Genomic DNA, 13,798 nt, shown 5'->3' with positions numbered 1-13,798 from the left:
AGTGTACCTCCATTTCCTTATAATAAAAAGGGATAGAAACGATACTTCTTGTAAAAATCCGACTTAAAAAGGAGGATGATTCAAATGCCTCGCATCCTGTTTACAGTCCCGCCTTTTCCGGTATTTATCGCAGCCGGGGAAGGGGTTTTTAAAAAAGGAGAAACCCATGTGAAACGTGTATTCTCCGTGTTTGATCTGATATATGTCAAACAGGGAACGTTATATATAACGGAAAATGAAACATCGTTTTCTGTTGAAGGCGGCGAGTACATCTTGCTTTCTCCCGGTCTTGAACACTACGGGACGAAGGGCAGTGATGAAGCAACCTCCTACTATTGGCTTCACTTCGATGAACATCGTTATGAATTTACGACAAAGGGAGGCAGCAACTGGTCTGAGCTTCAGCAGGAAAAAGGGAGCTTCGAAGAGCCGGCCCGCTACGGATTGGCCTTGCCGAGAAAAGGCAAGGTGCAGCGCCCGCAGTTTATGGCGCAGCAGTTTGAAAAGCTGATCGATTACTCCGCGGAAAACTCTGATTTGCCGCTCAGAAAGCAAATTTTATTTGAGGAGCTGATGCTGCATCTTCAAAAAGAAGCGTTCCAAATACCGTCTGCGAAAGAGCGGGTAGCCTGGGAGGCGGCCCGGTACTTACAGGAGCACTATAAGGAAAAGACGACAATCAAGGATCTGTCGCTCGCCCTTCACTATCATCAGGATTATGTGAGCCGCTGCATGCAGCAGGTGCTCGGCGTAACTCCGGCACAATACACGAACCGGGTGAGAATGACGGAAGCGAAGCGTCTTTTATCCTCTACAAATGATAAAATGGGCGTTATTGCGGAAACGGTCGGAATGGAAGATCCGACATACTTTTCAAAACTCTTTAAGCAGATAGAAGGCATTTCACCAATTGAATACCGGAAAATTGTCAGCCGGAAAGTTCAATAACCAGACGAGGGATGAACATGAAAACAACAATTTACGATGTGGCAAAGGCGGCGGGTGTCTCTATCACAACTGTGTCGCGTGTGATTAACAATACGGGGAGAATCAGCGATAAAACACGGCAGAAGGTCATGAATGTCATGAATGAAATGGCATACACGCCCAATGTCCACGCCGCGGCGTTAACGGGAAAACGAACGAATATGATTGCTCTCGTGGCGCCTGATATTTCAAATCCGTTTTACGGCGAACTGGCCAAAAGCATTGAGGAAATAGCGGATGAGCTCGGTTTTCAAATGTTGATTTGCAGCACCGATTACGATCCGAAAAAAGAAACAAAGTATTTTTCTGTGCTGAAACAGAAAAAGGTGGATGGCATTATTTTTGCAACAGGGATTGAAAGCCATGACAGTATGTCTGCTTTGGAGGAAATCGCCAGTGAACAAATTCCGATTGCCATGATTTCTCAGGATAAGCCGCTTCTTCCGATGGATATTGTTGTGATAGATGACGTTCGTGGCGGATATGAGGCTGCCAAGCATCTTCTGTCACTCGGCCACACGAACATCGCCTGCATTATCGGAGACGGGTCAACGACAGGCGAAAAAAATAGAATCAAAGGCTTCCGTCAGGCGATGGAGGAAGCGGGCGTGCCCATTGATGAATCACTTATCATCCAGACGCGGTTTTCCTTGGAAAGCGGCAAGGAAGAAGCGGGAAAATTGCTCGACAGAAACGCTCCGACTGCTATTTTTGCCTTCAACGACGTATTGGCTTGTGCCGCCATACAAGCTGCGAGAATAAGAAGCATAAAAGTGCCGGATGATCTTTCTATCATTGGTTTTGATAATACGATACTCGCAGAAATGGCGGCTCCGCCCCTGACAACCGTAGCCCAGCCGATAAAAGAGATGGGGCGGAGCGTCATCGAACTGCTGGCAGAAGCAATAGAGGGAAAACGAAAGGCGAAACAAAAAATAGTGCTCCCACCTGAGCTTGTAGTCAGACATTCTACATCACCGCTCAACACATGAGCCCGCTAATGAGCGGGTTTTTTCATTAGGACAGTTGAAGCCAAAAAAACATATTGCGTGTAAACCAAAGGCAGTGTAAAATGAAACCATCTTTTGAGAAAGCGCTTGCGCAAAATGGCAGAGCGGATAGAACCGCTGTTTTTTTAGCTGTTAAGAGAAAGCGCTTTCCCAAAGCGAGCCCGAAATGAGATAAAGGAGAGGATGGGACGTGGAACATCAAGTAAGGTGCGCAGTATTGGGATTAGGAAGGCTCGGTTATTATCATGCGAAAAATCTCGTCACCAGTGTGCCGGGGGCAAAGCTGGTTTGTGTCGGTGATCCGTTAAAAGGGAGAGCGGAGCAGGTTGCCAGAGAACTCGGTATCGAAAAATGGTCAGAGGACCCGTATGAAGTGTTAGAAGATACCGGCATTGACGCTGTCATTATCGTAACGCCGACAAGCACACATGGTGATATGATCATCAAAGCTGCCGAGAACGGCAAACAGATCTTTGTTGAAAAACCGCTGACATTAAGCCTTGAGGAATCTAGAGCAGTTTCTGAAAAAGTGCAGGAGACAGGTGTCATCTGCCAAGTCGGCTTTATGAGACGGTTCGATCCAGCATACGCAGATGCCAAACGGCGGATCGACGCTGGAGAAATCGGCAAACCTATCTATTATAAAGGCTTTACGCGCGACCAAGGCGCGCCTCCTGCAGAATTTATCAAACACAGCGGTGGAATTTTTATCGACTGTTCCATCCATGACTATGATATTGCCCGTTATTTGCTAGGGGCGGAAATCACTTCTGTTTCAGGACACGGCAGGATTCTGAACAATCCGTTTATGGAGCAGTACGGTGATGTGGATCAGGCGCTGACGTATATTGAATTTGACTCCGGCGCAGCGGGGGACGTCGAGGCAAGCAGAACCTCTCCATATGGACATGACATTCGGGCGGAGGTGATCGGGACAGAGGGCAGTATTTTCATAGGAACATTGAGACATCAACATGTGACCATCCTATCGGCTAAAGGGAGCAGTTTTGATATCATTCCAGACTTTCAAACTCGTTTTCATGAAGCCTACTGCTTGGAGCTTCAGCATTTTGCCGAGTGTGTCCGGGATCGAAAAACACCGATTGTGACAGATATCGATGCGACGATCAATTTAGAAGTGGGCATCGCGGCGACCAATTCCTATAAGAGCGGCAGGCCCGTACAGCTTGATGTGAAGCGCGCTTATACAGGTATGTAAAAGCTAATGTGTTGCATTTGAGGCTTTCCGCAAAAAAAAGCAAGGACATTTTAGCCCTTGCTTTCTCTTTTCTCATATAAATAGTACATATAATCAGTAGGTACGCCTGAATGGCCCAGCTGTCTCAGCATGGCGGTTACGTTTCCTCTGTGGTAAGTGCCGTGATTGACGACATGCAGGATGGTGTCTGCATAGGTTGATTCCAGTGTACCTAGTTTCGGATGCTGCATTGTGAAGGTCTGTTCTAAGTCCGTCTGGCGGCTGAAGAAATCATGATACTGTGACTCCAGCTCGGCAGCGTGCTGTTTAATCGCTGCCATATTACCTTGCGCGGACTGTAATTTGCCTGCGCTGTCTATAATCTCTTGGTAGGCCACTCCCGAAAGAACATTCAGCCAAATGTAGTCAGCCCTGCACATATGAAGCAGCACGTCGCTGACAGAAGGAAATACGCTCTTTACTTCTTGATAGGCAGTTTCCTCCGGCAGGTTTTCGATATGGGTAAATATTTTCTTGTTTGCCCAAGAATGATAGTCATAAAACTGTTTTGCATCAGTCATCAGCATGCCCCCTTTTCTAAGAAATTCGTTTTTTTCATCTGTTTCTCCTTCAATTGCAAAAGAGTGACACCCCAAAATATCCTGCCGCTGCCCACATGACCGCTGCAGAGCATTTGTTTACGATCAGCATAAGGCTGCCGCTCGTATCTATCGTCTGAAACAACCGGCCCGCTATTGCAAGGCTGATAAACCAAATCCAAGACACAGCGATGCAGGCGGCCATAAAGAGCCATTTCTCAAGCCCCGAATATTGAAGAGAGCTCGTGCCGATGACGCCGATCGTGTCCAGAATGGCATGCGGGTTTAAAAGAGAAACAGCGGCCGCTAACGCAGCTTGCTTTTTTGGTGTGAACGTATGTTTCTCATTTTGGCTTGTGTTCGGACGGCTGTTCCAAGTCACCCAGCCCATATAGAGCAAAAATAAAAATCCGCCGGCCATCATGACTGTCTCAAACACAGGCAGCTCCTGCACAATGACAGATACGCCCGCAACGGCTAATACGATTAACAGGGTATCGCAGACTGAAGCGCTGATGACAGCTGGGAGAGCCCGCCAAATATGCTTTTGCCACGCGCCTTGCTGAAAAATAAACACATTCTGCACTCCCAGCGGCAAAATTAAGCCAAACGCGAGCACAATTCCGTGAATGATTGCATTCATGCTGAAAAAGCTCCCTTCACATTTTTTTCAATCATAAGAGAGATTGTCACTAAAGTCTCCAGCCATTTGGTTGGGTTAGGAACCAGCCAAATGTATAATGTGTAAAAAAGGGGGGCATGACCTTGTCGCAATGGCAGCCAAGCCGAAAGTCGGATGTTCCGCTGCATCGGCAGATCGAACAATATATGAAAGACAAGATTCTTCACGGAGAGTGGGCTGTAGGGACGAAAATCCCCTCACAGAGAACGCTGGCCGGCATGTTTCAAGTCAACCGCAGCACAGTCACAGCAGCCATAGATGAACTCACGTCTCAAGGCTTGTTAGAGGGAAGAAGAGGCGGCGGTACGAAGGTTGTAAACAGTACTTGGAGCGTGCTGGCGGCTGAGCCTCCGCTTGATTGGAGCGATTACGTCCGTTCGGGCATTCATCGCGCCAATTCTTCCATCATCCAAGCTATTAATCAGAACGAACCAAGAGCGGATATCATCAGATTAGGAACTGGAGAACTTTCACCGGATCTTGTGCCTGCTGACACAATTGGACGGATGTTTCAGCAAATCAATCCGGGCTTCCTGTCTTTAGGATATGAGCAGCCGAAAGGAAACCGTCAGCTGCGGGAGGCAGTGGCCGACCATTTAAAAGGAAAGAAGATCCATGTGTCACCGTCTGCAATTTTAATTGTGTCCGGTGCACTTCAGGCACTTCAGCTCATCTCAATTGGACTTTTAAAACGAGATTCTGTCATTTTGACGGAGAAGCCGTCCTACCTTCAATCCTTGCATGTATTTCAATCAGCTGGGATGCGGCTTCGCGGCTTGCCGATGGATGATGAAGGGGTCAAAGCGGGGCTTGTTTCTTCTAATCGAAAACAATATGGAGGACAGCTGCTTTACACGATTCCGTCGTTTCATAATCCGACAGGCACAGTCATGTCAGAGCAGCGAAGGAAAGAGATCATCAGCCTGTCAAAAAAAGAGCAGCTGCCCATCATTGAGGATGATGCGTACGGTGATTTATGGTTTGAAGAAAAACCTCCGCAGCCGTTGAAAGCAATGGATCATGAGGGCAATATTCTGTATCTGGGCACGTTTTCAAAAACGGTTAGCCCCGGTCTGCGAATCGGCTGGCTTGCCGGTCCGGAGCCGGTTATTGAAAGGTTGGCGGACATTAAAATGCAGACAGACTACGGATCAAGCGGCCTGTCCCAGTGGGCGGCTGCCGAGTGGCTGTCACAGGGGTATTATGAAGAGCATCTGACTTGGGTACGCAGGAAGCTTAAAGAAAGGAGAGACGCCGCCGTTCATTTTCTCGAGCGGTATGCCGGGGACATTGCCACGTGGCGGATTCCCGCAGGCGGCTTTTATATTTGGGTGACATTTCACAAAAACCTGCCTGTCAGCCGTTTCTTTTATGGATTGCTGAAACGGCAGGTGCTTGTGAATCCCGGCTGCATTTATGACGGTGAAGACCGAAACAGCATCAGGCTGTCATATTCCTATGCATCTCTTGGAGATTTGGAAACTGGCATTAAAGCGGCAGCTGAAACAGCCCGCCGCCTGATGATGTCCTAGGCTTTGGTTATACGATGACAGCTCCCAGTGCCCTGGCGAAGGCAATCGCATGCTCAGGTGCGATTTTGCAGCCTTTCAATTTGTCGAGGGAGACATGAAGCTGTTCAAAACGGCACGTGCTGATGTCCATGTTTTGAAGGGACGTGCCGGTAAAGCTGGCGCCTTCTAATTCGCATCCGTCAAAGTGTGTCTGCTGGAGCACCGTATTGCTGCATTCACTTTGCATAAGAGCACAGTGATCAAATCGAACTTGTTTCATATTTGAGTACGAAAATGAGCTGAAATGTCCGTGGCATTCCTCGAATGAAACATTTCGCAGCGTTGCTTCCGCCACATTCATTCCAACCATTTTTGACTGCTTAACTGAAGTTCTGTGAATGACAGCCCCGCTGAAATCGGCGTTTGATAAATCACATTTTTCAAAGATCACATCGGTCAGTTCAATATGCCGAAAAGACACATCGATAAAGACGACATTTCTGAATGCCGTTTTTTCCACACAGAGTCTTTCGATATCTTCGCCGCAGATTGTACAATCTTCAAACAAATGCATGCTGATTACATCATCCTGCGTCACGGCATCATGAAAATCTGCGGTTTGCAGGTTTTCCGGTATGTTCGGTTTTTGAATTGCGATTTTATTCATATGATGACATCCTTTGCTGCCCGAAAAACAGAGGCTTCCGGGTTCAATTTAATAGATCGTTAAGGAAATTGATACATATAGTAAATCGTGAAGAGCCTTTTCTTGGTACAGCAGCCAGCTTGTTTTGTAAGCATAAATGGAAAGCTTCCTATACGTCAAGGCGTTTACAGGCCGGGAAAGCCAAAGGGAACAGGAGGAATGCGGAATGGGGCATTACATCAAAACCGAGGAGCATGTGACACTGTTTGTAGAGGATATCGGACATGGAAGGCCGGTCATCTTTTTGCACGGGTGGCCGTTGAATCATAAGATGTTTGAATATCAAATGAATGAGCTTCCGAAAAGGGGATTTCGTTTTATCGGCGTTGATTTACGGGGATATGGGCAATCTGACCGCCCTTGGGAAGGCTACGATTATGACACGATGGCCGATGATGTGAAAGCAGTCATTTATACGCTGCAGCTTGAGAATGCGATTCTTGCCGGTTTTTCAATGGGCGGCGCCATTGCAATCCGTTATATGGCAAGGCATGAAGGAGCCGATGTTGATAAGCTGATTTTACTGTCTGCGGCGGCCCCCGCGTTTACAAAACGCCCGGGTTATCCGTACGGGATGAGGAAGCAGGATATTGACGATATGATTGAATTGTTCAAAGCTGATCGGCCCAAAACACTGGCTGATTTAGGGAAACAGTTTTTTGAGAAAAAAGTGTCTCCAGAGCTTAGGCAGTGGTTTCTCAATCTGATGCTGGAGGCTTCCTCCTACGGGACGATCCACTCGGGCATCGCATTAAGAGACGAAGATCTCAGAAAGGAACTTGCTGCAATCAAGGTGCCGACGCTGATCCTGCACGGGAGAAAGGATAGAATTGCGCCGTTTGATTTTGCGAAAGAATTGAAGCGCGGCATCAAACAGTCGGAATTGGTTCCGTTTGCAAACAGCGGGCACGGAGCATTTTATGAGGAAAAAGAGAAGATCAACAGTTTGATTGCGCAGTTCTCCAACTCATAAGAAAAAACCCGACATTGATCGGGTTTTTTATATAATTCCTCTGTTTTGCAGTGCGTTAATGATGAGATCAGCTCCATCGGAAATAGAGGTCTGGTCAGACTCAATGATGAAATCGGGTGAAAGCGGCGCTTCATACGGAGAATCGATCCCGGTGAAATGTTTGATCTCTCCGTTTCGCGCTTTTTTATAAAGCCCTTTTGGATCGCGCTGTTCACAAACATGCAGCGGGCACTTCACATAAATTTCGAAGAACTCACCTTTAGGAAAGAGCGCTCTAACCATGTCCCGATCCTCTCTGAATGGAGAAATAAAAGCCGTTAAAATCATTTGCCCGCTGTCGACAAACAGCTTCGCCACTTCTCCGATCCGGCGGATGTTTTCAATCCTGTCACCAGTCTGAAATCCAAGATCTTTGTTTAAGCCGTGGCGGATATTATCACCGTCAAGCACGTAGCTCTGAATGCCCTTGCGGTAAAGCTTTTCATCGACAGCATTGGCCAGCACCGATTTTCCGGAGCCGGACAAACCTGTAAACCAAAGGACGCAGCTTTTGTGTCCGTTTAAGGACTGTCTGTCAGACTTTGAGATGGCAGCGGGATGCCAAATGATGTTCGGATTGTGTGTCATTGCAATTCCCCGCTGTTTTGCTTGATGGCAACAGGCTGTTGGTGAAGTCCCTTGATCAGCACGGCTGCGACCTCAGGCCGGCTGAATTCTTTAGGCGGCTTTTTGCCTTGGCGGAGAAGCTCTCTCACTTTTGTGCCTGATAAGTGGATGTGGTCTCTCGGGCTGTGCGGACATGTTTTGGAGGTGCCCATGTTTCCGCATTTTCGGCAATAAAAGCTGTGCTCAAAAAACAGCGGCTTGATGCCCAGCTCTTCCTCTGTGAATGATTGAAAAATATTTTGGGCGTCGTATGTTCCATAGTAGCTGCCGACACCCGCGTGATCACGGCCTACAATAAAATGGGTACAGCCGTAATTTTTTCGGACGAGCGCATGGAAAATCGCTTCCCGCGGACCTGCATAACGCATGGCGGCAGGGAAAACCGATAACATGACACGATCCTTTGGATAATAGTGATTAAGCAAAGCCTGGTAGCTCTCCATTCTGATATCGCTGGGGATATCGTCTGACTTTGTTTCTCCGACAAGTGGGTGAAGCAGCAGACCGTCGACCGTTTCTAACGCTGTTTTTTGAATGTATTCATGCGCTCTGTGAACAGGGTTCCTGGTTTGAAAGCCGACAATCGTCTTCCAGCCGAGTTTTTGAAAGGCCGCTCTTGTTTCAGCGGGCGTTGCATAAAACTGTTCGAAAGATTTGTCAGGCAGGCTGCTGACCGTGATAGGCCCTCCGATATAGTAATCCGGGCGCGCCAGCAATTTTTTTACGCCTGGGTGGGCAGGATCGTTTGTTTTAAAAACAGACAGTGCTTCTTGTGTTTTATCAGGCTGGTATATATCGGTGACTGTGATCATGCCGTAGGTAACACCGTCTTTCACAAGCTTGACGTGATCTCCGGCAGACAGCTGTCTTGCTGTTTTTTCTCCGACAGGCAGCGTAATCGGCAGGCTCCACGGCAAGCCGTTTGCCAGCCTCATCTCTTTCACAACGGAATGATAATCTTTTTCTCCCAAAAAACCTGTTAACGGGCTGTAGCCGCCGATCGCAATAAGCTCCAGATCACTCAGTGCAAGCTGATCCAGCTCTGCTTGGCACGCGCACCCTTCAAAATGGCATGCGGGATCACAGCGGTTGATTAATACCCCTCCGTGGGGTTCGTTTCCATTCAACGTGTTCAACCTCCATTTATACGTTTCCTTGTTTTCTTTTCTGCACTTAATGAAAGTTTGACATCAGCGCCTTAACATCATTTCGATTCTCACATCAAGAACCTGCCATCCGCTATTCTTGATGCAGGCCGCATTCTGTTTTCTCCCGTCCGGCCCATCTTCCAGCCCTCTCATCGTTCGGGTCCGGGGAAGGCAGTGTACACATTTCACAGCCTATGCTCGGATAATGTTGATCGTGCAGTTTGTTATAAGGCAAATTGTGCAGGCGGATGTACGTCCAAACGTCATCCCATGTCCAGTGGATAAGCGGGCAAATTTTGATGAGCTCAAACTTCTGGTCCAGGTTTACGTATTGAATATGCTTTCTCGTTGGTGACTGATCCCGGCGCAGTCCTGAAATCCAAGCTGTCATGCCGGACAGGTGCTTTTTGAGCGGTTCGATTTTCCGCAATTGGCAGCAGAGGTTCGGGTTATGCTTCCACAGCTCTCCGCCGTACTTCGTCCCCTGTTCTGTTAAGCTCAGCTCGGGTTCGAGCATCTGGATTGCAAATCCCGGATATCGTTCTTTGACGGTCTCGATCAGCTCATATGTTTCCTGAAAATGAAGCCCGGTATCCAAAAAGATGATGTGTGCGTTTTTGTTGATTTTTGATATTAAGTCGAGAAGCACCATTCCTTCTGCGCCAAAGCTGCAGGCGTACACAATCTTTTCTCCGTACGTTCGGTAAGCCCATTTCAACACATCGAGCTCATCGATCAATTGATCCGTTATCTGTTTGGACAGCATGTCGTTCCAAGTGTCATATGTGATGGTTTCGTTCAATGTTTTCCCCCCGTTTGCATCTGCTTTTTTTATCTATTGATCGAGTTATAGGCAGACTATTCATTTTTTGCATAAAGGTTCAGGTTTTAGGTGCCGCGCCCGCCTAAAATGAGGTGCGGAACCATTAAGAGCCCGGCTGAATATGCTTTTTAGCAAAATGGTTTTATGCCCAAGGAGAGGTAGTATGCCGATTGCCATTTATCAGGGGCATCATCATTCGCTTGCCCCGGCGGACATTAACATCGTCATTGATGTCATCAGAGCCTTTACGGTCGCCCATTATGCGTTTATCGGCGGGGCGAAAGAGATTTTGTTGGTCCGGACAGCTGATGAAGCCTTTGCGCTGAAAGACACCTATCCGGATTATGTTTTGACGGGAGAGGAAAAGGGGGTCGGTATCAGCGGATTTGATTTAGATAATTCTCCAAAACGTATGGCTGGGCAGAATATGACGGATAAAAGCCTGATCCAGAAAACAACAAACGGCGTCACAGCAGCATTGGGGGCGCTGAACGCAAAGCATCTGTTCGTAACTGGATTTTCCAATGCCAAAACAACGGCACAGCATGTGAAAAAGCTCGTCGCAAACGATTGTGTCATAAACATAGTGGCTTCCCATCCATCCGGTGATGACGATATGGCATGTGCGGAGTATATCAAAGGCATCATTGAAGGGACAAATGTGGTAACGGCTGCGGAGGCGATTGAAAGAATAAAAGGCTCTTCTGTTGCGGAGAAGTTTTTTGACTGCCGCCAGCCATTGTTTGATTCGGAAGACATCGTTTACTGTACAAAAGAACTGACGGGCGATTTCGTGATGAAAGTGAAACAAGATGGAGAAGTTCCAACGATAGAGAGGGTCATAATATGAATGATTTTTCACTAGAATTGCCAGTGAGAACAAACAAGCCGAGAGAAACCGGGCAGTCCATTTTAATTGATAACGGCTATCCCTTGCAATTTTTCAAAGATGCGATAGCCGGAGCGTCCGACTATATTGATTTTGTGAAATTCGGCTGGGGCACATCATTACTTACGAAAGATCTTGAAGAAAAAATCAGCACACTGAAAGAACATGACATTACATTTTTCTTTGGCGGCACACTGTTTGAAAAGTACGTAAGCCAGAAAAAAGTGAATGAATTTCATCGGTACTGCACCTATTTCGGCTGTGAATATATTGAGATTTCAAACGGTACGCTCCCGATGACAAATAAAGAGAAAGCGGCTTACATTGCCGATTTTTCTGATGAATTTCTTGTGCTCAGTGAGGTGGGCAGCAAGGATGCGGAATTAGCAAGCCGGCAAAGCTCTGAGGAATGGCTTGAATATATCGTTGAGGATATGGAAGCGGGCGCGGAAAAAGTGATTACAGAAGCCAGAGAAAGCGGAACGGGAGGGATCTGTTCCAGCAGCGGCGATGTCAGGTTTCAAATTGTTGACGACATCATTTCCTCGGATATTGATATCAACAGGCTGATTTTTGAAGCGCCTAACAAAACGCTTCAGCAAGGGTTTATTCAAAAAATCGGGCCGAATGTGAATCTTGCCAATATTCCATTTCATGATGCCATCGCGTTGGAAACGCTGCGTTTAGGGCTAAGATCCGATACCTTTTTTCTGTAAAATAGCGGCTGCGGGGCTCTCGTCGTGAAGAGAGCCTCTGCCTATTATTTTTTATGGCGGTACATAGGCGTGAGATAGGGAAGTGAGGTCAGGCGGATGTTGTAGATGAAGTCGATGACTCTTGTCGATATCACCTGGCATATGAGGGCTTGAATGACGATGCCCCAGTCAATAATAGACGCGGTGACCATAAAAATGATGCAATTCATGATGAGCAGGATCGTTCCAGGATTCCCGCCGCGGTAGATAGAAATCATCAGAGCAAGGGCTCCGAATCCTCCGTTCGAAATTTTATATTTGTATAAAAGTCCGATTCCGAGTCCCAATAACACTGCGCCGCTTGCCAGATCAAGCCACAGGTTAGATGTGATATCAGGAAAAACTGCATCAAAGATCAATACCGAGACAGAGGTGACGGTGATAGAAGCGAGGGTGCCGGTGAATGTTCTCATCTCCAGCCATTTTAAAGCGGTAAAAAGCATTGATACATTCACAGCCCACACTGAAAATCCGTGGGGGATTTGAAACAGATAATGCAATAGCACCGCAATACCTGCTGCACCGCCTGTCGGAATATCATGCGGAAATAAAAACAAGGACATGCCGAGTCCTTGTAGTACGCCGCCTACGACAATCATAAACGTAAGTTTTGCTTTCATCAGCAGTTCAGCCATTAAGTCATTTGCTCCTTTATGAAAAGACTTGTCCGCTGTTTTCATTTTATGAGGCTGTCCATTATTTATGTCTCAAAATAAAGAAATGGCCCAGCTTAATAGGCTGAGCCATCCCACTTGTAGCGATTGACGATCTCCATATTGATCTCTGTGCCAATGCCTTTTCCTTTCGGGATGTGGACCATTCCTTTTGAAGGCTGCAGGCTGACGAGATCTGTAAAAGGATTCTCCATGACGTCCCACTCGATCGGTTCAATGTGATCGTTCTTCATTTTAGACCATGGGGGCAGACAGGCTTGTGCAAATAAAGCATAGAGCCGTGAGAGCGATCCGTCATATGCATGGGCGGATGCTCTGACGCCGAAATAACGCGCGAGCTGGAGGCAGTCCCGAAACTCATCAATTCCGTTGACATGCATGACATCGGGCTGAATGATATCCAAACAGCGCTGTGAAAGGAGAGGCACATATTGCGCCGGGCCTTTCATGTTTTCTCCGCCGGCAACAGGAACAGACAAACGGCTTCGAAGCATAGCGTAATCCTGCGGCTGATCAAAGGGCAAAGGCTCCTCAAGCCAGCCAATGTTCGTCCATTCGGAGAAATAGCGCTCCCATTTAAAAGCCGCAGCGGCATCGTAGCTTTGGTTTGCGTCCAGAATCATCGTAATGGAGCTGCCTGCTGTATGCTGCAGCGCATTGATGTGCCGGACATCCTCCTTGAATGAAGTCCCGCCAATTTTGACTTTGATTTGCTCAAAACCTTTTTTCAACTGGGCTTCAACATTGGAGACTGAGCGGCTGATCCATTGCGGGGAGTCTGAGTACGATTGAAAAGACGCGTACACAGGAATCTCCTCTCTGTATCGCCCGCCCCATAATTCGCAAACCGAACAATCCGCAGCTTTGGCTGCAATCTCTGTCAGCGCCATGCTTACAGCGGAGGCCGCCCGCTGGTGCCATTTTTGAATCGTGCGCACTAATGACAGGCGGCTGCCAGCCTGTTTTCCTAATAGAAATGGGATGATCCGCTTCGTAAAACCGACATGGAGAGCAGGGAGCCAATCAACGCATTCTCCCCAGCCGTCTATCCCGCTTTCGGTGATAATCCTGATGAGATAACAAGTCCGATATCGTTTAAACCCATTGGCATCTCCGTATGGCTTTTCTAATCGATGAAATAGCGGAAAGGTTTCAATCCGTACAATTTTCACACTGG

14 protein-coding genes and 1 pseudogene are annotated in these 13,798 nt (G+C 47.4%); 7 read left to right on the top strand and 8 right to left on the bottom strand.

Going from position 1 to position 13,798, the window contains the following annotated elements; translation table 11 throughout:
• Positions 1-84 precede the first annotated feature (84 nt).
• The 3 genes from BGM23_RS16230 to iolX all read left to right on the top strand — a co-directional run bounded on the left by BGM23_RS16230 (position 85) and on the right by iolX (position 3,216).
• The gene (locus BGM23_RS16230; protein ID WP_015715646.1) at positions 85-948 is read left to right on the top strand and encodes an AraC family transcriptional regulator; all 864 of its coding nucleotides are present in this window, start codon (positions 85-87) and stop codon (positions 946-948) included.
• 17 nt (positions 949-965) lie between these two features.
• Positions 966-1,979: a transcriptional regulator DegA gene (gene degA, locus BGM23_RS16225; RefSeq protein WP_046664071.1), complete on the top strand. Its 1,014-nt coding sequence runs from the start codon at positions 966-968 to the stop codon at positions 1,977-1,979.
• 208 nt (positions 1,980-2,187) lie between these two features.
• Complete coding sequence (iolX, locus tag BGM23_RS16220) at positions 2,188-3,216, top strand: scyllo-inositol 2-dehydrogenase (RefSeq protein ID WP_015715649.1); 1,029 nt, start codon at positions 2,188-2,190, stop codon at positions 3,214-3,216.
• A 50-nt stretch (positions 3,217-3,266) separates the two neighbouring features.
• On the opposite strand, the gene BGM23_RS16215 is transcribed toward iolX, so the two are convergent.
• Both BGM23_RS16215 and BGM23_RS16210 read right to left on the bottom strand, forming a co-directional pair.
• Complete coding sequence (locus BGM23_RS16215; RefSeq protein WP_029726286.1) at positions 3,267-3,776, bottom strand: DinB family protein; 510 nt, start codon at positions 3,774-3,776, stop codon at positions 3,267-3,269.
• A 49-nt stretch (positions 3,777-3,825) separates the two neighbouring features.
• Positions 3,826-4,487 (bottom strand): annotated as a pseudogene (locus BGM23_RS16210) (LysE family transporter).
• A 66-nt stretch (positions 4,488-4,553) separates the two neighbouring features.
• Here BGM23_RS16210 and BGM23_RS16205 point away from each other — a divergent pair.
• Positions 4,554-6,008: an aminotransferase-like domain-containing protein gene (locus BGM23_RS16205; RefSeq protein WP_082359949.1), complete on the top strand. Its 1,455-nt coding sequence runs from the start codon at positions 4,554-4,556 to the stop codon at positions 6,006-6,008.
• Positions 6,009-6,015: 7 nt separating this feature from the next.
• On the opposite strand, the gene BGM23_RS16200 is transcribed toward BGM23_RS16205, so the two are convergent.
• A complete protein-coding gene (locus BGM23_RS16200) occupies positions 6,016-6,654 on the bottom strand; it encodes a pentapeptide repeat-containing protein (protein WP_029726283.1) in 639 nt (212 codons plus the stop codon).
• Between the two features lie 205 nt (positions 6,655-6,859).
• Here BGM23_RS16200 and BGM23_RS16195 point away from each other — a divergent pair, with 205 nt between their 5' ends.
• Entirely contained in the window at positions 6,860-7,666 is an 807-nt protein-coding gene (locus BGM23_RS16195; RefSeq protein ID WP_029726282.1) for an alpha/beta fold hydrolase, read from the top strand.
• A 27-nt stretch (positions 7,667-7,693) separates the two neighbouring features.
• Here BGM23_RS16195 and cysC read toward each other — a convergent pair whose 3' ends face one another.
• The 3 genes from cysC to BGM23_RS16180 form a co-directional block, all read right to left on the bottom strand.
• Positions 7,694-8,293 carry an adenylyl-sulfate kinase gene (gene cysC, locus BGM23_RS16190; protein ID WP_003245829.1) on the bottom strand — a complete coding sequence of 200 codons (600 nt, stop codon included), beginning with the start codon at positions 8,291-8,293 and terminating at the stop codon, positions 7,694-7,696.
• Positions 8,290-9,459: a sulfate adenylyltransferase gene (sat, locus tag BGM23_RS16185; RefSeq protein WP_003233054.1), complete on the bottom strand. Its 1,170-nt coding sequence runs from the start codon at positions 9,457-9,459 to the stop codon at positions 8,290-8,292. The genes cysC and sat overlap by 4 nt, the downstream gene beginning before the upstream one ends.
• Before the next feature lie 112 nt (positions 9,460-9,571).
• A complete protein-coding gene (locus BGM23_RS16180) occupies positions 9,572-10,282 on the bottom strand; it encodes a phosphoadenylyl-sulfate reductase (protein WP_003244757.1) in 711 nt (236 codons plus the stop codon).
• A 184-nt stretch (positions 10,283-10,466) separates the two neighbouring features.
• On the opposite strand from BGM23_RS16180, the gene BGM23_RS16175 reads away from it, so the two are divergent.
• Together BGM23_RS16175 and BGM23_RS16170 are read left to right on the top strand one after the other, a co-directional pair.
• On the top strand, positions 10,467-11,153 hold the full coding sequence (locus BGM23_RS16175) for a 2-phosphosulfolactate phosphatase (protein ID WP_003233050.1): 687 nt from the start codon (positions 10,467-10,469) through the stop codon (positions 11,151-11,153).
• Positions 11,150-11,908 (top strand): phosphosulfolactate synthase, encoded by a 759-nt coding sequence (locus BGM23_RS16170; RefSeq protein WP_003233048.1) that lies wholly within the window; start codon positions 11,150-11,152, stop codon positions 11,906-11,908. The genes BGM23_RS16175 and BGM23_RS16170 overlap by 4 nt, the downstream gene beginning before the upstream one ends.
• A gap of 44 nt (positions 11,909-11,952) precedes the next feature.
• Here the strand turns inward: BGM23_RS16170 and BGM23_RS16165 are convergent, their stop codons facing one another.
• Both BGM23_RS16165 and BGM23_RS16160 read right to left on the bottom strand, forming a co-directional pair.
• Positions 11,953-12,582, bottom strand: coding sequence for a YitT family protein (locus tag BGM23_RS16165; protein WP_009966972.1), 630 nt, complete (start codon positions 12,580-12,582; stop codon positions 11,953-11,955).
• A gap of 95 nt (positions 12,583-12,677) precedes the next feature.
• On the bottom strand, positions 12,678-13,793 hold the full coding sequence (locus BGM23_RS16160; RefSeq protein WP_003245056.1) for a mandelate racemase/muconate lactonizing enzyme family protein: 1,116 nt from the start codon (positions 13,791-13,793) through the stop codon (positions 12,678-12,680).
• Positions 13,794-13,798: the final 5 nt, after the last annotated feature.

This window comes from Bacillus sp. FJAT-14266, from assembly GCF_001719225.1.
Lineage (GTDB): Bacteria > Bacillota > Bacilli > Bacillales > Bacillaceae > Bacillus > Bacillus subtilis.
This window is presented reverse-complemented; position numbering and strand designations above follow the sequence as displayed.